General features: G+C 64.9%; 14 protein-coding genes and 1 pseudogene. 2 read left to right on the top strand and 13 right to left on the bottom strand.

Annotated elements, in window-relative coordinates; all coding sequences use genetic code 11:
* The 6 genes from nosD to J5F18_RS02065 all read right to left on the bottom strand — a co-directional run.
* Positions 1-1,463, bottom strand: a 1,463-nt coding sequence (gene nosD / locus J5F18_RS02090) for a nitrous oxide reductase family maturation protein NosD (protein ID WP_346300702.1), incomplete at its 3' end; no start/stop codon positions are given.
* 51 nt (positions 1,464-1,514) lie between these two features.
* Positions 1,515-3,410, bottom strand: coding sequence for a TAT-dependent nitrous-oxide reductase (gene nosZ, locus J5F18_RS02085; protein ID WP_346300701.1), 1,896 nt, complete (start codon positions 3,408-3,410; stop codon positions 1,515-1,517).
* Between the two features lie 3 nt (positions 3,411-3,413).
* Positions 3,414-5,564 carry a 4Fe-4S binding protein gene (locus tag J5F18_RS02080; RefSeq protein WP_346300700.1) on the bottom strand — a complete coding sequence of 717 codons (2,151 nt, stop codon included), beginning with the start codon at positions 5,562-5,564 and terminating at the stop codon, positions 3,414-3,416.
* A 289-nt stretch (positions 5,565-5,853) separates the two neighbouring features.
* The gene (locus tag J5F18_RS02075) at positions 5,854-6,165 is read right to left on the bottom strand and encodes a c-type cytochrome (protein WP_346300699.1); all 312 of its coding nucleotides are present in this window, start codon (positions 6,163-6,165) and stop codon (positions 5,854-5,856) included.
* 171 nt (positions 6,166-6,336) lie between these two features.
* Positions 6,337-6,807 (bottom strand): Rrf2 family transcriptional regulator, encoded by a 471-nt coding sequence (locus J5F18_RS02070; RefSeq protein WP_346300698.1) that lies wholly within the window; start codon positions 6,805-6,807, stop codon positions 6,337-6,339.
* 69 nt (positions 6,808-6,876) lie between these two features.
* A complete protein-coding gene (locus J5F18_RS02065; protein WP_346300697.1) occupies positions 6,877-7,278 on the bottom strand; it encodes a YbaN family protein in 402 nt (133 codons plus the stop codon).
* Positions 7,279-7,580: 302 nt separating this feature from the next.
* Between J5F18_RS02065 and hemN the strand changes: the two genes are divergently transcribed.
* Positions 7,581-8,966 (top strand): oxygen-independent coproporphyrinogen III oxidase, encoded by a 1,386-nt coding sequence (gene hemN, locus J5F18_RS02060; protein ID WP_346300696.1) that lies wholly within the window; start codon positions 7,581-7,583, stop codon positions 8,964-8,966.
* An 82-nt stretch (positions 8,967-9,048) separates the two neighbouring features.
* Here the strand turns inward: hemN and J5F18_RS02055 are convergent, their stop codons facing one another.
* From J5F18_RS02055 to J5F18_RS02025, 7 genes are all read right to left on the bottom strand, one after another.
* Positions 9,049-10,503 carry an NAD-dependent succinate-semialdehyde dehydrogenase gene (locus J5F18_RS02055; RefSeq protein WP_346300695.1) on the bottom strand — a complete coding sequence of 485 codons (1,455 nt, stop codon included), beginning with the start codon at positions 10,501-10,503 and terminating at the stop codon, positions 9,049-9,051.
* A 59-nt stretch (positions 10,504-10,562) separates the two neighbouring features.
* On the bottom strand, positions 10,563-11,888 hold the full coding sequence (locus tag J5F18_RS02050) for a hypothetical protein (protein WP_346300694.1): 1,326 nt from the start codon (positions 11,886-11,888) through the stop codon (positions 10,563-10,565).
* Between the two features lie 180 nt (positions 11,889-12,068).
* Complete coding sequence (locus tag J5F18_RS02045) at positions 12,069-13,217, bottom strand: iron-containing alcohol dehydrogenase (RefSeq protein ID WP_346300693.1); 1,149 nt, start codon at positions 13,215-13,217, stop codon at positions 12,069-12,071.
* A 27-nt stretch (positions 13,218-13,244) separates the two neighbouring features.
* Complete coding sequence (locus J5F18_RS02040) at positions 13,245-13,532, bottom strand: hypothetical protein (RefSeq protein ID WP_346300692.1); 288 nt, start codon at positions 13,530-13,532, stop codon at positions 13,245-13,247.
* A 107-nt stretch (positions 13,533-13,639) separates the two neighbouring features.
* On the bottom strand, positions 13,640-14,980 hold the full coding sequence (locus J5F18_RS02035; protein WP_346300691.1) for an ABC transporter substrate-binding protein: 1,341 nt from the start codon (positions 14,978-14,980) through the stop codon (positions 13,640-13,642).
* A 240-nt stretch (positions 14,981-15,220) separates the two neighbouring features.
* Positions 15,221-16,567 carry a sigma-54 dependent transcriptional regulator gene (locus J5F18_RS02030; RefSeq protein WP_346300690.1) on the bottom strand — a complete coding sequence of 449 codons (1,347 nt, stop codon included), beginning with the start codon at positions 16,565-16,567 and terminating at the stop codon, positions 15,221-15,223.
* Positions 16,568-16,605: 38 nt separating this feature from the next.
* Positions 16,606-18,327: an ATP-binding protein gene (locus J5F18_RS02025; protein ID WP_346300689.1), complete on the bottom strand. Its 1,722-nt coding sequence runs from the start codon at positions 18,325-18,327 to the stop codon at positions 16,606-16,608.
* 102 nt (positions 18,328-18,429) lie between these two features.
* Between J5F18_RS02025 and J5F18_RS02020 the strand changes: the two are divergent.
* Positions 18,430-18,629: pseudogene (locus tag J5F18_RS02020) on the top strand (coproporphyrinogen III oxidase); the annotation flags it as partial.

The raw sequence follows: 18,629 nt of genomic DNA, 5'->3' as shown, positions 1-18,629 counted from the left end.
TCGCGGCCTGTCAGCTGCTCATAGAAGCTGACGTTCTCGGGCAGGTAGCCCAGGTGGCGGCGCAGGGTCTCGGCGTGGGGGCCGTCCGGGGCGCCGCCGAGCACCGAGAGGCTGCCCGCGCTGGGCGAGATCAGCCCCAGGATCAGCTTCATGGTCGTCGTCTTGCCGGCCCCGTTGTGGCCGAGCAGGGCCAGCACCTCGCCCTCCTGCACCTGCAGATCGAGCTCGGCGAGACGCGTGAGGTTGCCGTGACGCTTGGTCAGGCCGTGACATTCGATCACCGGGCTGCTCATCAGCAGCCGCGCGCTGGGGAAGCGCCACAGCAGCCGGTCCACGGCGTCGTTAGGCTCGTAGGCGGTGTCGCCGACGCCGTCGCCGTCGAGATCCCAGCCGAGGTAGTCGCTCCAGTAGTTGCCCCGGCCGTCCACCGACCACTCCTGGGTGCGGGTGGCCACGTACATCACCTGCTGACGGTTATTGAGAAAGGCGTTGGCGTGGAGGCGGTTGTTCTCGGAGCCGGCGGTGAGGTGGATGCCGATCTCGCTGTCGGCCATGCGATTGTGATGAATCTCGTTGGCCTGGGAGTTGTAGATGAACAGCGCCTTGCCTTCGGCGCCGAGGGTCACGCCGTGTTCGCTGCCGCCGGGGCCGTGCCAGGCGGTGATGCCGCGGATGTCGTTGCCGGCGATGGTGCTGTAGTTCACGTAGTTCATCAGGATGCCGTAGTTGTGGTCGCGTTCGGCGCGGTTGTTCACCACTTCCAGGTCGCGGGACATCATCAGGGCATAGCCGGCGCGGGTGCCGCTGGTATGGTTGTCGACGATCCGGCCGCCATGGGTGAACATGTAGTGGATGCCGAAGCGTGAGTCGCGCAGGCGATTGCCGCGGAATTCCAGGTCGCGGCTGGTATCCACGTAGATGGCGTCGCGGCTGTCGCGGACGTCGTTGTCGGCGATCAGGCCGCCGGTGATGTTGTAGAGGCGGATGGCATCGCCGCGGTCCTGGGAGCGCACCTCGGTATTGCCGCGGATGCGATTGCCGATGACGGTCGGGGCTTCCAGATGCCAGAGCCAGACACCGAAGGCGACGTTCTCCATCTCGGTGGCTTCGATGTGAATTCGGTGGGCGTCACGTTCGCCGTGGACGCCGGCGTTCATGTCGGTCAGGTTGAACCCCGAGTTGCGCAGGGTCAGCCCTTCGAGGCGCACGTCCGGGGAGGTGACGCGAATCACGTCGCCTTCGCCTTCGGCGTCCAGGATGGCGCCGGGCTCGCCGCGCAGGGTCAGGGGCTTGTCGATCACGATGCCGCCGCGATATACCCCTTCGGCGAGCAGCAGCTCGCTGCCGGGGGCGGCCGCATCGATACGGGCCTGCAGAGATTCGCTGTCAGGGGTGACGCGCTGGTCGGAGAATGCTTGCGTTGCCAGCATCAGCAGGCAGCAGCCGAGGATGAATCGTAGCAAAGCGGCTACCTCTCGTTGCGGGGGCCGGCCCCGAAGGGCCGGCCCGGGACATCATGCGGGTTCCACGAGCATCCGACCCGACATCTCCATATGCAGGGCGTGACAGAACCAGCTGCAGTAGTACCAGTGTACGCCAGGCTTGTCGGCGACAAAGGTGACCGAGGAGGTCTGCTGGGGATGGATCTCGAAGTTGATGCCGTGGTTGACCATGGCGAAGCCGTGGCTGACATCCTCGATAGAGTCCATGTTGGTCACCACGACGGTGACCTCGTCCCCCTGCTTGACCCGGAACTCGGTGGTACCGAAGTTGGGCGCCACGGAGGTCATGTAGACCCGCACCTTGTTGCCGTCGCGGATGACCGTGTTGTCCGTCTCCAGGGTGACGCCATCGGCCTCGGCCATGGCCACCGTCTCGGCGAAGTAGGGATCGTCGCGGGAGTAGATCTGCGACGGGTTGAGCTGGTCGGCGCGGATCATCAGCGCATCGTGGGGCTCGGCGTAGGTGGGGCCGTCGTGCACCAGCTTCATCTGCTCGCCGGAGATATCGATCAGCTGATCGTTTTCGGCATGCATCGGGCCCACCGGCAGGAAGCGGTCCTTGGAGAACTTGCTCAGCGAGGCGAGGTACTTGCCGTCGACGTCGCGGCTACAGGCCAGCGAGGCCTTGATGTGGCCGATGTTGTAGTGGACGTCGATGCGGTCGCGGATGTAGTTCACCTGCTCGCCGTCGTAGGCGCGGATGGCGTCCTCCACGTTCCACTTCACCACCTGGCTGTCGAGGAACAGCGAGGTATAGGCGTTGCCGCGGTTGTCGAAGGTGGTGTGCAGCGGCCCCAGGCCCACCTCCGGCTCGGCCACCACGGTGTCGCGCGGGTCGTCCAGGTTGCCGGCGAACCACTCGTCGACGCGGGCCCACTCGATCACGGTGCAGGTCGGCGACAGCTTGCCGCTGACCACGCAGTACTTGCCTTCCGGGGGCATGGTGTTGACGCCGTGGGGGCTGCGCGGGGTGGGCACGTAGAGGGCGAAGGGATTGCGGCCGTCGTGGGCCTGCTCCCGGGCGTCGACCACCGGGATGTCGGAGTCGCCGACGGTGGTGGTGTCACCGTTGGCGACCGCCTGCTCGATGGCCGGCACGTTGAAGATCACCGTCCAGTCGCGCTCCGGGCCCATCATCTCCGGCAGGGTCAGGCCGCGGTTGGAGTTGTAGCAGGAGGCGGCCAGGTACTTCTCGGTGTAGTCGGTGTCGCAGTTGTCGAGGTTGCCGTCGACGATCGCCTGCCACTTGATCTCCATGGTCTCGGCGTCGAGGCAGGACATCATGGTCCAGTACTCGGCCGGATTGTCCATGTGCTCGATGTTGTTGCCCAGCGGCATGATCATCTCGCCCGCCGCATAGACCCGCTCGGTCTTGGGCACCCGCTGCAGGGTCAGGCCGTGGATCGACTGGACGTTGGGAACGGTGACAATCTTGTCGGCACGCATGATGTCGAGGCGAATGCGCGCCACCCGGGTGTTGAGCTTGTCGTTGATGAAGCACCAGCGGCCGTCGTAGCGGGCGTCGGTGTAGCTCACCTTGGGGTGGTGGGTGTCGCCGTTGAGCGGAGCATTCTCGCCCAGCACGCGCTTGGACTCGTTGGTCTGGCCCCAGCCGGTGGCGCTGTCGACGTTGAACACCGGGATGCGCAGCAGTTCGCGCATGGAGGGCACGCCGAGGATGCGCACCTCGCCGGAGTGGCCGCCGCTCCAGAAACCGTAGTATTCGTCGAGCTCGCCCGGCTCCACGTGATGCTCGTTGTTGGCGGCCGCCTCGGCGGGGCCGCTGCGCACCAGGGCGCCGGCACCGAAACCGCCCGCCAGGCCGGCCCCGGCCACGCCGGTGATCGCGCTGTTGCGCAGGAAGTGCCGGCGGCTGAGGTCCTTGATGTGGTCGTTCTTGTCGCTCATGGTTCACTCCTCCTGAAGAGTGGGAATGCGCTGCAGTTTGGCTCCGCTACCCTGCGCAGCATCGGCCGGGTAGAGGTTGACGCCACCCGGCTTCGACGAGGCCCGGGTGGCCTTCTCGTAGCGTTTGCGGCGCTTGACCATCGGCGGACAGCGCTGGTCGTCGTGGTAGGTCACCTGGCAGTCCAGGCAGTAGTGGCACTCGTTGGCATTGATGCGACCGTCGGGATGGATGGCCGCCACTTCACACTCGTTGGCGCAGATCTGGCAGGGGGTGCCGCAGCTGCCGCGATGGCGCTTGAGCCAGTCGAACAGGCGCAGGCGGGCGGGAATGGCCAGCCCCGCGCCCAGCGGGCAGATGTAGCGGCAGTAGGCCTTGTGGGTGAACGCCGAGATGGTGAGCAGTCCCAGGGCGTAGAGCAGGAAGGCCCACTCGCGCTGGAAGCGCATGGTCACGGCGGTCTTGAAGGGCTCCACCTCGGCGTAGCGCTCGGCCTGCCCCAGCGAATGCAGCGACACGGCGAACAGCGCCAGCAGGATGATGTACTTCAGCGCCCAGAGCCGCTCGTGGACGGCGAAGGGCACCTCGAACTGGGGCACGCGGAGCCTGCGCGCGGCCTTGTTGATCAGGTCCTGCATGGCGCCGAAGGGGCACAGCCAGCCGCAGAACACCCCGCGCCCCCAGAGCAGCAGCGTCACCGCCACGAAGGACCAGAGGATGAACATCATCGGGTCGATGAGGAAGGACTCCCAGCTGAAGCCGCCCATCAGCGAGTGCACGAAGGTGAGGATATTGACCACCGAGAGCTGGGCCAGGGAGTACCAGCCGATGAAGGTCACGGTGTAGATGAGGAAGCCGATCCGCAGCGGTTCGAGCACGCGCGGGTAGCGCACCAGCACGTCCTGGAACAGCATGATGGCGGTGAGCACGCTCAGGCCGATCCCCAGCACCACGATCTGGAAGGTGCGGTCGCGCCACACCTGCACCCACAGCGCCTCCTCCACCGGCGGCTCGAAGCGCTCGATATAGGCTTCGGGGATGCTGTAGTGGGCGTTGAAGCGCACGAACTCGGTCTCCAGCGGCCCGGCGGCCCGGCGCACCAGCAGGCCCAGCTCCCAGGGCTCGCCGGGATCGAACTCGGCCTCCTCGCGGATGATGAAGATGTCGCGCTCGGTGAGCCGCGGCGCGCCCTCGACGGCCATGCGCACGATGCGCCGGTGGTCGCGGTCCTGGAAGGCGATATTGGTGTTGCCCTGGGCGGCCTCGACGCGATCGAAGATGCCGCCGCGCACATAGCCCGAGCCCTTGAAGGAGTAGTCGCCCCGGGCCATCACGCCGATGGCGTGCTCGCCCTCATCGAGGCGCTCCATCAGCTGCTCGTAGACGATGTCGCCGAGCAGGTTGCGGCCCGCCGTGGGGGCGTTCAGGTAGGTGACATAGAGGTCGATAAAGGTCTGCTCCGGCTCATGGCGTCCCGTCTCCGGTGCATGCTCCGCCGCGGTGCCGACGAAGGCCTCATCGACCTGGCCATGGGTCAGGTGCAGGCGGCGAATGGTGCCGTCGCCCACCAGGGTCTCCCAGTCGGCCGGCTCGAAGACGTCGTAGCGCACCTCGGCCGGCGGCGTGGCCAGCGGGTCCTCGATCAGCCCCTGCTCGGCCGCCACCCGCCGGGCGGAACGCATCACCGTCTCGGTGAGCACGATCACTGTGACCGTGGCGCCGGAGATGGCGTCCAGGTTCTCGCCGACCCGCAGGCGCTCGTTGACGTGATGGGGGGCGTGGGCATCGGCATAGTCCACCAGCCGCTGCTCGGGAATGCCCACCAGCATGATCGGCTCCTCGTGGCCGAGGATGGTGGCCTGGGTGATCCGGGCCTCCAGATCGATGCCCACCAGCATGCTGATCGGCTTGCCGGAGTAGGCCGGGATCGGTGCGATAGCGTCGGTTTCGAAGACGTAGCCCAGCAGGGTCTCGCCGGCATAGACCGCCTTGGCGGGATGTTCCCCCTCGGCCTCGGCGAGGCGAGTGGCCTCCGGGAAGCCGGGTGCGATCTGCTCGAGCTCGATGGCCTGGGCCGTCAGGGAGCCGAGCAGCAGGAGCAGGCCGAGGAGCCAGCTCAGGGCGTGCAAGGGAGGGGCGGAGCGCCGGTTCGACATGGGGGCAGTCCTTGGAGGCCGGGAGCCCGCTGTGGGGCGAGGCCATCAATAAGCATGTAAAATGCATCTTTTGATGCTTTGAAAGGCCCGACGACGAAAGGCGTGGCCGGGCTGGTGTCCCCATGATGGCAGCTGACAGGGGTGTTGGGCTTGACGTGGGTCACAGGTTCGATGCCGAGCGCCGGGACGAGTTGGGGAGAGGCCCTGACGCGAAGCGCCCCCGGCAGCCAGGCTGCCGGGGGCGCTGTGTATCTCGGTAGTCGGGGGCCGCGCCGGGAAAGGCGAGGGTTCAGAGCACCGGTTCGAGCATGAAGTCCACCGCGGCCTTCACCTCCTCGTCGCTGAGGTTGGCGAAGCCGCCGCGGGGCGGCATGGCGCCGATGCCGTCGATGGAGTTGGCGTAGAGTTCGTCCATGCCTTTCTCGAGGCGATCCGCCCAGGCGGCCTCGTCGCCCTTGATCGGGGCGCCGGCGGCACCGGTCATGTGGCACGCCATGCAGGCCTGGTTGTAGATCGCCTCGCCATCGGGCTCGGCCTGGACGGTGGCCGAGAGGGCCAGGGCGGCGACGCCGGTCAGGGTCAGGGTAGCCAGTCGCTTCATGAACATATCTCCGGAATGCATCTTTTGGCAGTGAAAAAATCGGATGGCAACCACGCCTCCGACGTCTGGGCCCATGATGGCGCAGTCGCCCATGGGGCGCCATGACATATATCATGACTGACTCTTGTAGTCAGCGTTGCCGGGCGGTGGCACCCGCCTCGGCTGGTCGACTCAGCTGGCCGTGCCCGGGTCCGGAGGGGCGCCGAGCGGCTCGATCTTCAGCAGCTGGGCCAGCTGCGGCTGCTGGGGGCCCAGCATATCGGCCAGGGTGTACTTGTCGAGCACGGCGAGGAAGGCGCGCAGCGCCTCGGCGAGGATCGGCTTGAGCCGGCAGGCCGGGGTGATCTTGCACTCGTTCTTCTCACCGAAGCATTCCACCAACTGCAGGTCGTTCTCAGTATCGCGCACCAGCCTGCCCAGGCGGATCTCCTCCGGGGATTTCTTGAGCACCAGCCCACCGTTCTTGCCGCGGATGGCGGTGATATAGCCCTTGTGGCTCAGGTCCTGGACCACCTTCATCAGATGATTGCGGGAGACCTCGAAGCGGCCGGCGATCTCGTGGATGGTGGAGCGCTCCTCCCCCTTCACCGCCAGGTAGATGAGCACGCGCAGGGAGTAGTCAGTAAAGCGGGTCAGATGCATACGAGGGCTAGCACCTCTCGGCTTGATGTTAATCAAAACTAATTTAATAAGTTGCTAGTATTTTACCACTTATTCCCCCCCGGGGGAGGGCGCTCTGTCGCCAGCGACATCGGGTCGCGTCAGCAGGAAGGCCGCCACGCCGCAGAACAGCGTCGCGGTCAGCGCCAGCACGTTCGGCGATGCCCCGCCGGCCCACAGCACCAGCCAGCTGATCACCAGCAGCACCAGCCCCAGGCGTTTGGCCCGTCGCGGTACCGCCCGCTGCTCCCGCCAGGCATGCAGGGTCGGGCCCAGCCTGGGGTGTTCATCGAGCCAGCGAGCCAGGCGCGGTGAGCCCTTGGGCGCCGCCCAGGCCGCCACCAGCAGGAAGGGCGTGGTGGGCAGCAGCGGCACCACCAGCCCGGCGGTGCCCAGGCCGATGCAGCCGTAGGCGAGGCTGCCCCAGGCGAGGCGTGAGGCCCGAAGTGCCATGGCAATACCTCCCAAGTAGTGGTGGTTGTCAGTAAGTAGTATTTTAAATGCATATTTAGGTGGGGCGCAAAGCCTCTCGATCCCGGGCCCTCGCCAGCGGTCGTGACCACACCTGCCTGGCGCTGGCTGTTCCCGCTGGCGACTGATCCGCTGGTACCTTCGCGGGGTGCGCCGCCCTCGAAGGCTTGATCCAGGTCAGCTACCTCGAGAAGGGTACCGACGCGCCCGACCCTGAATGGCATACTCTGCCCCATACGGCGGCGCCCGCGGCGCCGCCCTCCGGTTCAAGAGGCTGTTTCACGATGCAAGACGACCTGCTGTTCGATCGCCCCCTGGTGGAGAAGTACGACCGCCCCGGGCCGCGCTACACCTCCTACCCCACGGCGCCCCAGTTCCATGCGGCCTTCGCCGAGGACGACTACCGTGCCGCGGCCGAGCGCAGCAACCGGGCCGAGACGCCCAAGCCGCTCTCGGTCTACGTGCATATCCCCTTCTGCAAGAGCCTTTGCTACTACTGCGCCTGCAACAAGATCATCACCCACAACACCGAGCGCGCCGCCGAGTACCTGGAATGGCTCAAGCAGGAGATCCGGGTGCAGGGAGCCCTGTTCGACGAGTCGCGGCGCATGACCCAGCTGCACCTGGGTGGCGGCACCCCCACCTACCTGAGCAACGCCCAGCTCGGCGAGCTGATGGCGGCGCTGGATGAGGCCTTCCACTTCGCCGCACCCGACGAGCGCGAGTTCTCCCTGGAGGTGGACCCGCGCACCGTGACCCCCGGGCAGATCCATGAGCTGCACGACCTGGGCTTCAATCGTCTCAGCTTCGGCGTCCAGGACTTCGATCGCGACGTCCAGGAGGCGGTGAACCGCCTGCAGAGCGAGGAGCAGGTGGTCGAGCTGGTGAAGGCGGCCCGGGAGGCCGGCTTCCAGTCGGTGAGCGTCGACCTGATCTACGGCCTGCCCCGCCAGACCGTCGCCAGCTTCGATACCACCCTGGACAAGATCATCGCCCTGCGCCCGGATCGCATCGCCACCTACAGCTATGCCCACCTGCCGCAGCTGTTCAAGGCCCAGCGGCTGATCCGCCCCGAGGACATGCCGCCGCCGGAGCGCAAGCTGGAGCTGCTCGAGCTGACCATCCGCCGCCTCACCGCCGCCGGCTACGTCTATATCGGCATGGACCACTTCGCCCTGCCCGACGACGAGCTGACCCTGGCCCGGGAGAACGGCACCCTGCAGCGCAACTTCCAGGGCTACTCCACCCACGCCGACTGCGACATGATCGCCCTGGGCATCACCTCCATCGGCAAGGTCGGCGATACCTACAGCCAGAACGTCAAGGAGACCGCCCAGTACCAGCACCGCCTGGAGGAGGGGCGCCTGCCGGTGTTCCGCGGCTACCGCCTCAACGACGACGACCGCCTGCGCCGCGACGTGATCAACGCCCTGATGTGCCACAACCGCATCGACTTCGCCCCCATCGAGCGCCAGCACGGCATCGTCTTCCGCGACTACTTCGCCGCTGCCCTGGGGCAGCTGCAGGAGATGGCCGACGACGGCCTGCTGGCGATCCGCGAGAACGAGATCGAGGTGCTGCCCGCCGGTCGGCTGATGATGCGCAATGCCGCCATGGCCTTCGATGCCTACCTCAAGCCCGAGGAGAATCGCTACTCACGGACGGTATGAGTGAGGGGCCAGGTACGAAACCGAAGCGGCGCCCGCTAAGGGCGCCGCAAGACTCCGATCCAGCAGAGTGGGTGATTGTGACTCAGGCGATATTGCCGAGGCACAGATACTTGAGCTCGGTGTACTCGTCGATTCCGTAGCGGGAGCCTTCGCGACCTACGCCGGATGCCTTCATGCCTCCAAAGGGCGCCGAGGCCGTGGAGATCAACCCCGTATTGATCCCCACCATGCCGTACTCCAGAGCCTCGGCGACTCGCCAGATGCGTGTCACGTTTTCGGAATACAAGTAGGCGGCCAGGCCATACTCGGTATCGTTGGCCTGGGCAATGACCGATGCTTCGTCGTCGAAGCGGAAGACCGGGGCCAGCGGACCGAAAGTTTCCTCCCGAGCACAGACCATTTCGTCAGTCACATCGGCAACGACGGTCGGCTCGAACCAGCTGCCACCCAGTGCATGACGCTGTCCCCCGGTGATGAGGCGCCCGCCCTTGGCCAGGGCATCATTGATATGAGCTTCGACCTTCTCGACGGCCTTGTCGTTGATCAGCGGCCCCACCTCGACTCCCGGCTCGGTGCCGATCCCCACGTTCAGTTCAGCGGTCCGTTGGGCCAGGCGCTCGACAAAGGCGTCGTAGATGCCGCTCTGCACGTAGATGCGGTTGGCGCAGACACAGGTCTGGCCGGCATTGCGAAACTTGCTGTCCAGGGCGCCCTCGACGGCGGACTCGAGATCGGCATCATCGAAAACGATAAAGGGGGCGTTGCCGCCCAATTCCAGTGATACCTTCTTCACCGTGGGGGCACAGGCGGCCATCAGGTGCGCACCTACCGGTGTCGAGCCGGTAAAACTCAGCTTGCGCACCACGGGACTGTCGGTGAGTACCGGACCAATCTCTCGGGCCGGGCCGGTGACGATGTTGAGCACCCCCTTCGGGATCCCGGCCTGCTCGGCGAGGGCGCCCAGTGCCAGGGCCGTCAAAGGCGTCTCCTCGGCAGGCTTGACGATAATGGTGCAGCCGGCGGCGAGGGCCGGAGCAACCTTGCGGGTTATCATGGCGGCGGGGAAGTTCCACGGGGTGATGGCCGCGCAAACGCCCACCGGCTCACGGATGACCAGTATCCGTTTGTCGCGAGCATGGCCGGGAATGGTATCCCCGTAGAGGCGCTTGGCCTCTTCCGCGAACCACTCGATAAAGCTGGCGGCGTAGGCGATCTCGCCGCGCGCTTCCATCAGCGGTTTGCCCTGCTCCAGGGTCATCAGTCGTCCCAAGGCCTCTTCATGTTCCAGCACCAGCGCGTGCCAGCATTTCAGTAGCGCGGCACGCTCGTTGGCCGTGCGGGCGCGCCAGGTGGCCAGGCTGGCCTGGGCGGCTTCGATGGCACGGTGAGTCTCAGCGGCGCCGAGGGCCGGTACCTGGGCGATCTCGTCGCCGGTGGCCGGGTTGGTCACGGCGAATCGCTCACCCGTGTCGGCATCGATCCAGGCGCCGTCGATTAGGCATTGCTGCTTGAAAAAGGGGAGGTCATGAATCTGCATGCAAGAGTCTCTCATCATTGGGTGTTGTTGGGGGTGGTCGTCAGGCGATGGTCAAGTTGTCAATTTACGTCAGCTTGGGGGCGTGGATCCTGCATCCTCTCGGCTCCGGGAAGGCTGGTGTCGGTGTCCAGTGGCCGGGAGGCGTCCAGGTCCTTGACGAATGTCCTGTCGTTCTCGCCGGAGAAGAAGCGCTTGCCGTAGATCAGGGCGCAGAGGAGTACTCCGACGGCGAAGGCCCAGGTGGCTCCCTTGATCACCAGAATAGCGGCTATGATCCCGGCGATGCCCAGATCGCGCTGGCTGCGCGCCTCCAGGATGCCGATACGTACGCTGACATAGCCTTGAATCAGCAGGGTTAGCGCCAGGGCGATGCCCAGGATCGGCTGCACTAAGCTGACGATTGGCAGCAGCAGCAGGCCAGTGTTCGTGCCCCAGCGGAAGGAGCCCGAGCCACCGAAGATCGAGTGCATGGCCGCCTTGCCCTGTTTGTAACGCTCCACGGTCACTACATGCATGGCCGCCCAGAGCGGGCCGCACATCACCACATCGGGGCCGAAGATGCTCATGCCGAAGTTCCGGCCACCGAAGATCAAGTGCGACCGGTTGGGGTTGTAGTCGATCTTCTCGTCACGGCGCTTCTCGTCAGCCTCTTCCAGCAATGCCTTGCTCTGCAGGACATCGCCAAACAGCACGATGTAGGCGGCCAAGACGGTCGGTATCGCTGTGATGAACATCATCAGCGGTGGCAAGCCAACGCCGAAAACGGTGTATTCGCGGAACATCAGGCCAAAGTCGGGCTTGCTGAAGCCCCACTCGACGTTCGGCCAGGGGGCTTCGCCGAACAGCGGGGCGATGATAATGGCGAGTACGATGATCGGGAAGATACCGAGCTTGCCGATGGTGCCCCAGATGCCACCCTTTGCCTTCAGCTGATTGAAGTGGCGAGAGAAGATCAAGTAGAAGGCGAGGCCGACTGCAATGGTGATGGTGAAGGGGTATTGCTCGAAGCGGCCGCCTTCATCGAATACCACCACGATGGCGGCAAGACCCGCTCCCATGATCACGCCGGCCTTGATGGCGGAGGGAATCAAGCGGACCACCTTGCTGGCCATGCCGGTCTGGCCGAGGACGATCGCCAGTATCCCGAGCATCATCTGGAAGGCGATCAGGGCGTGTACCCTGTCCACCCCTTCGGGGAAGGTGGCCACATAGGCCATCAGCAGGGGAATGGCCGGGGTTATCCAGCCGGGAACCACGGGGTCGCCGAGCAGGTGGTGCAGCAGATACAGCAGACCGTTGAGGATCACGATGGCCAGGGCAGCTTCGAAGGGCATGCCAAGTAGCTGCATCATCAAGGGGATGGCGGCGAGATCCACCGCACACATCAGCAGGCCCTGCAGGTAGTCGGGCAGCTCGAAGCGATAGTGAAGGAAGGGAAGGCGCAGTTTGAAGGGCCCGAGGGGCGTATAGGGGGTTTCCTCACCGTCGATGCGGTGCTTCCAGGTGCTCATGGAATGTCTCCGGATGTTTAGTGTTGTTGTGATGCTCGTAATGCGCCGGGCGCCTTAGTAGGCGGCCCGGTAGATCGCTTCGATATCGGCCAGCGTTAGTACCCGAGGGTTGTTGCGCAGCAGCCGTTCCACCTTGATGGCTTCGGCGGCGAGTTCGGGCAGCGCCGGTTCGGGGATATCGAAGGTGCTGAGGCCGGCGGGGATCTCCACATCGGTGCATAGGCGGTGCAAGCGACGTATGACCCGCTCGGCAGCCTCATTGTCGGTGAGGTTGTCGACCGGCTCTCCGAAGGCTATGGCGATATCTCGGAAGCGCTCGACGCAGGCGGACTTGTTCCACTCCATGACATGAGGCAGTAGCAGAGCATTGGAGACGCCGTGAGCAAGGTGGTAGCGCCCGCCCAGCGGGTAGGCCAGGGCGTGGACGGCACCGACGCCAGCATTGCCGAAGGCGAGGCCGGCCAGCAGGCTGCCGGTCGCCATGTCTTCGCGAGCCTGGATGTGTCCGGGATTGGCGAAGGCCTTGGGCAACGCCCGAATGATCAGCTGCATTGCCTTGATGGCTAAGGCATCGGTGATCGGCGAAGCGAAGTTCGATAGGTAGGCCTCGATGGCATGGACAAGGGCGTCAACGCCGCTGGCTGCGGTGACCGAACGCGGGCAGCTTAGTGTCATCTCCGGCGCCACTATGGCGACATCGGGCAGCAGATGGTCGCTGACGATGCCTTTCTTTATCTGTTGCTCGGCATCCGACAAGATGGCGATATTGGTGACTTCCGAACCGGTGCCAGCGGTGGTGGGAATGGCGATCAAGGGGATGCTGCGCCGGCTCACCTGGCCTTCGCCGAACAGCTCCTGAAGGGGGCCGTCGTGATGGGCATAGACGGCCACGCACTTGGCAATGTCCATGGCGCTTCCGCCGCCAACGGCGATCAGGCTATCGTGCCCCCCGGTGCGAAAGGTGTGTGTGCAATCCTCGACGATGGCCACTTCGGGTTCGGGGGTCACGCCGTCATAGATGGCATAGTCGAATGCGTCGAGCTGTTCAGTGATGAGTGTCAGCGTACCCGACTGGAGTACGCCTTGATCCGTGACGATCAGTGGTTGTTGCATGCCGAGGCGTTGAACTTGGGGCCGAAGTTCTGTCGAAGCCTGGTGTCCCGTGATCAGACGATGAGCGCTCTTGAAATTGCTAACTTTCATAATATGCATGACCTTAGCTTGTACTCATTATTGAATTGAGCCCGACGCCACCGAGCCGACGACGGCGACCGTGTGGCCGGCCTTGATATCGGGCGAGTTGATCGCCTTGATCACGGTTTCCGCCGCCTGGGCGGCGGGAACGCCAAATGGCCCCGAGGCGCCGCCGGAGAGGAAGGTGACCAGTCCGACCTTGAAGGTCTCTTCTGCCTGGACTGTCGCGCTGATGCCCATCATCCCCGCCGAGGCGATGGCCGCGGCGGTGGTGGTGCTGAGCAGGGTACGCTTCCAGCTACCGGGTTGAGTGGTGTATTTCATGGTTCTACTCCTTGATTGTTGTTGTGTGCCATGTGGCGTTGCTGCGTTCTGCGGTGCGTCGTTGTCTCGCAAGGTGCGGGTGGTACGTGAAGGAAACGGTGGAGGGGCTAGCCACCACCGGGCGTGCCGCGTCGCCTCTCGACGAGAGCCGGCGAGGGTTTCAGGGACTCGGCGTCGTAGACTTTCCAGTTCCCCAGCACCACCTGGGCGGGGGGATAATCCTGGCTGGGCACCGGCGTGCCGATGGCCTGGGCCTGGATGATCTGGTGGGTCTCGGCGTCGATGTAGGAGACGTAGCCTTTCGGGTCCTTGGGCAAGTGGATCTCCAGGCCTTTCAACGCCTCGACCATCGCCTCGGTGTCTGTCACGTCACCGACCAGGGTGATGGCCTTGGCGACAGTGAGGATGCCGGCCCAGGCACCCTGGGCCGAATAGTTGGGGTAGCGGCCGGAGCGCTCGTGGAACCCTTCCACGAACTGGCTGTTCAGCGCCGTCGGGGGCCAGTTGACGTGGTGGCGTGCGGAGAGAATCAGGCCTTCCGGCGGCGTGTCGCCGAGGGCAACCAGGGTCTCGTAGTCGCCGCCGGTATCGAAGTTGGCCACCCGCATCAGGCTGAACAGACGGGTCGTGCGGGCCTGGTCGATGAAGGCGGTGAAATCCCCGCCCCACAGCGCGACCACCAGCACGTCTGGCGGCGACTCGAGCAGCGACTGGATATAGAGGGAGTAATCCGGCTCGTAGAGTTTCGGCCAGTAGCTGCCGGTGACCTGGTAGTCGACGTCGTAGAGGTCAAAGGCCTCCTGCAGGTCGCGCCAGGTGACTCGGCCATATTCGTAGTCGGGGCCGAGGAAGGCGATCTTGTTCCAGCCTTCTTGCTGCTGGAGTTCCTGCAGGTATCGCGCACCGGCGGCCTGGGAGTGCCAGGTATCGCTTGAGACCCTGAAGTAGTAGCGATGACCCTCTTCCAGCACGGCGCGGGAGGAGGCATGGTTGGTGCCGATGAGGATGGTCTTGCGCTGCCGTGCCAGGCGGCTGACGGCCATGCCGACGCCGGAGCTGGCCATGCCGCAGAGAATGTTGGCGTTATCCTGCTCGATGAAGTCTTCGGCCATGCGCACCGCGAAGGAAACCTTGGAGCGGGAGTCATCGACGATGACCCGCAGGCGGGGCGCCGCCGGGTCGGTGGCCAACTCGTCGAGGGCCATGCGAATCGCGACGATACTGTCGCGCCCATAGCTGGCGGAGCGGCCGGTCATCGGATACAGGCAGGCGATGGTGGCGTCGGCGTCTGCGGCGTCCGCACCCAGTTCCACACGGCCCACCGAGGTCGTCTCGTTCATGGCCTCTGTGCCATGGGCGGCAGGCAGGCCGTACAGGGCCAGCATCAGGGTGGTGGCGAAAACACGAGCGCTCTGTGTGGAGCGCTGGCGAGTTATCAGTCCCGGCATGGTTGCCTCCTGGACCGGTTGAGTCCGGCGTGTGGTCGGTGATTGTTGTTATAAACCTGCTGGTCTATAACATAGGCAATAAGCGTGCCAAGCCGAGAGTGCCCCATCTCCGGGGTTCTCTCGGCCACAGCGGTACGGGAAGTGAGCGGATAGCGCGCATCGGCGCGAGAAGGTGAGCGGTTACCGCTCGGCCAGGATCTTCGGCTAGGCGAGAGCCTGCGGCCAGGTGAGGGCCTTCGGCTAGGCCAGCCCCAGGCGTTGCAGGCGGCGCTTGAAGGCGTGGCGAGACAGCCCCAGCTGCTGGGCGGCCTGGCCCTTGTGGCCACCGGCCTTGTCGAGCGCATCGAGCACCAGCTGGCGTTCGGTACTCTGCAGGCGCTCGCTGAGAGAGGGGTCTTGAGCCTGATCGCTCGCTGCCGGGCCTTGATGGAACTCGGTGGGTAGCTGGCCGGGGCGAATCCGCTGGCCGGGATACAGAATGGTCAGGCGCTCTACCAGGTTGCGCAGCTCCCGCACATTGCCCGGCCAGCTATAGGCGATCAGCAGGTCGAGCGTCTCCCTGGGCACGGTGATGGGCCGACAACCCTCCTCCCGGGCCTGGGCGTCGATGAAGACATGCAGCAGCTCTTCGATATCCGCGCCCCGTTCGCGCAGCGGGGGGATGGAGAGTTCAATGACATTGAGGCGGAAGAACAGGTCCTCCCGGAAGTGCCCCTTGCGGACTTCGGCTTCCAGTGAGCGGTTGGTCGCGGCAATGACACGGGCATCGGCGGTATGGCTGGCAGACCCCCCCACCGGTCGGTAGTCGCCATTCTCGAGGAAATGCAGGAACTTGGCCTGGAGGGGCAGGGGCAACTCGCCGATCTCGTCCAGGAACAGCGTGCCACCATGGGCAAGGGCCACCAGGCCGGATCGCTTCTGATGCGCGCCGGTGTAAGCCCCCTTCTCTGCACCGAACAGCTCCGCCTCGATCAACTGCTCCGGCAGGGCGGCGCAGTTGATCTCCACAAAGGCTTTGTCGCTGCGCGGGCTCTGGTCGTGGATGGCCCTGGCGACCACGGCCTTGCCGGTGCCGGACTCGCCCAGCAGCAGGATGCGGCCGGCACTGCTGCCGGCGATGCGCTGGATGGTCTGCCAGAGCTGCTCCATGGCATCGCTGCTCCCCACCAGCCCCGAGGAGGAGGCGCCACGGCTACGGTGGTAGGCCAGCTCATCGCGCAGCTGAGCGCGCTCGGTGATGGCGCCGACGAGATGCAGCAGCTCGTCCAGGGCAAAGGGCTTGGTAAGATAGTCGGTCGCGCCGGCCTTGACGGCCTGCACGGCGGCTCGCGTATCGCCGTGGGCCGACACCATCACCACCGGCAGCGCCGGGTAAAGGCGGGCGGCGGTATCGAGCACCTCCATGCCGCTCATCTTCGGCAGCCGCAGATCCAGTAGCATCAGCCCTGGCTGGGCGTCCGCCAGTGCGGTCAGGGCCGCTTCGCCGGAGTGGGCGCTGCGGGTGGTGAAGCCGGCTTCTTCCAGGGCGAAGGTCAGCGAACGGACGAAGCTCTTTTCGTCATCGACGATCAGGATATCTGTGTGCATGGCGTTTTCTGATTGTTGCTCTTGTTATGGTAGCAGCGCTACGAATGCTGCTGTGCTGACTCCTGCTGTGCTATGGCGTCGACCGGCACCAGAGGGAGCTGCATGGAGACGGTCGTGCCCTTTCCCGGGGTGCTGTGAATCTCCAGCCTGCCACCATTCAGGGCTACCAGTTGATGGGTAATGCTCAAGCCGAGCCCCGTGCCTTCCTGGCGGGTGGTGAAGAACGGCTTCATCACCTGGGCCAGGATCGTCTCATCCATGCCGCAGCCGTCGTCGATGATCTCTATCGTCACGCTGTCACCGCTGGGAAACGCCTTCAGCTGCACCTGGCAGCCCGGTTCGCACGCCTGGATGGCATTGGCGACCAGGTTGACCAGGCACTGGATCACCTGATCCGGGCTGGCATAGACGGCGGGGCACGGGTTGCCACTGACGGTGACGGCAACCCCCTGCCTGTCGGCAAGGCCGGAGGTCAAGATGGAAGCGTGCCTGAATACCTGGCCGATCGCCACGGCTTGCGGCTCACCGGCGACCGGCCGGCCGTAATCCAGCAGGTCGCCGACGACACGATTGAGCCGGTCGATCTCTTCTTCCACGGAGATCAGCAGGTCCCGGCGCCGGCTGTCCGGCTCGCCTTTTTCCAGGGCCTGCACCGTCAGCTTGATCGTTGCCAGCGGATTGCGCACTTCATGGGCCACGCCAGTGGCGAATTCGCCGAGCACCGCCATCTTCTCTGCTTGCACGGTTCGCTCGATCATCTCCTGCAGCCGGTCGGCCATGGCGTTGAAGGCATGGGCGACCACATCGATCTCATCCTTGTCGTTTCTGGGGGTCGGCAGCCGGAAGTGCAGGTTGCCGGAGGCGAAGGCTTCGGCCCCTGCCACCAGTCGGCTCACCCGTCGGCGCAGGCTTCTTGCCAATGCCCAGAACAGGGCGACGATGCCGAGTGCCATTACGCCGGCAAACGCATACAGGCCGAACTGTGCGTTGCGCAGCGGGCTGAGAATGTCGTCGGCGGAAACCAGATAGTCAATGCGCCAGCCGGGCAGCACTTCCGGGCCGGTACGTAGCCCTTCCGGTTCGCTGCTCTTGAGGTTCCCCGTCGGGTCCAGCAGGTCGCCGGTGGGCGTTCTCAGGAACGGCCGTAGCACGCCGGCCAGGCTTTCGGTGCGCATCAGTTCGGTCAGGGAAGCCAGGCGCACATGAAGCGCTATCGCACCGTCGGTGCTCTGGCCGGCGATATCTCTCAGCGGCTGGCGGATGAGCAGCCAGCCGGGGCCAGAGCCCGAGGTCAGGCTCGGGCCGATGATTTCGCTGGTGCCCAGATAGATGGAAGGCAGCTCGCGGATTGACCAGTTGTCGCGACCCCAGTAGGGCTGCCCGGATGCCGCCTGACCGGGGATCACATCGGACAGTCTGTCATTGGCGTCGAAGAAGAGAATGCCATAGAGATCGGGCGCGTCGGCTTCCACTCGTACGAGCTCCTGCAGGCCTTCTGGCACAGCATCGCTGTAGAGCAGGTACAGGGGCATGGAGGGGTGGGTCGAAAGGGTTTCGAGCTGATAGATGCGGTTCTCGATGAAGTTGGTCAGCCGGTTGGCCGTGCCTGCCACCTGGGCTTCCAGCCGTTCACCGGCCAGGCGCTCCGTGACCGAATTCGCGACCGTTGCATAGAGCGCGCTCAGCACCGCCACCGAACCGATCATCAGTGTCAGCGACAGGAAGGAGTAACGACCAACGAGACTGAGCCGAGGCTTCATGCAAAACCTTTGTTGTTATTGTGAGCTGTGCTTTTCCCATGTTTTACACGAAAGGCGCCTCATTCATGAAGCGCAATTTTTTCCCCGACGTTCCCCCTGCGCACCCATGCCGACTGCGATCTGACCGGGCTCGGCATCACCGCCATCGGCAAGGTGGGCGACAGCTACAGCCAGAACGTCAAGGAGACCGCCCAGTACCGGCATCGCTGGAGAGCGGACGGCTGCCGGTGATGCACGGCTATCGGCTCGACGACGACGACCGCCTGCGCCACGACGTGATCAACGCCCTGATGTGCCACAAC

Source organism: Halomonas sp. BM-2019, assembly GCF_017584085.1.
Note: the sequence above shows the minus strand (reverse complement) of the source record. Positions and strands in the feature narration are given on the sequence as shown.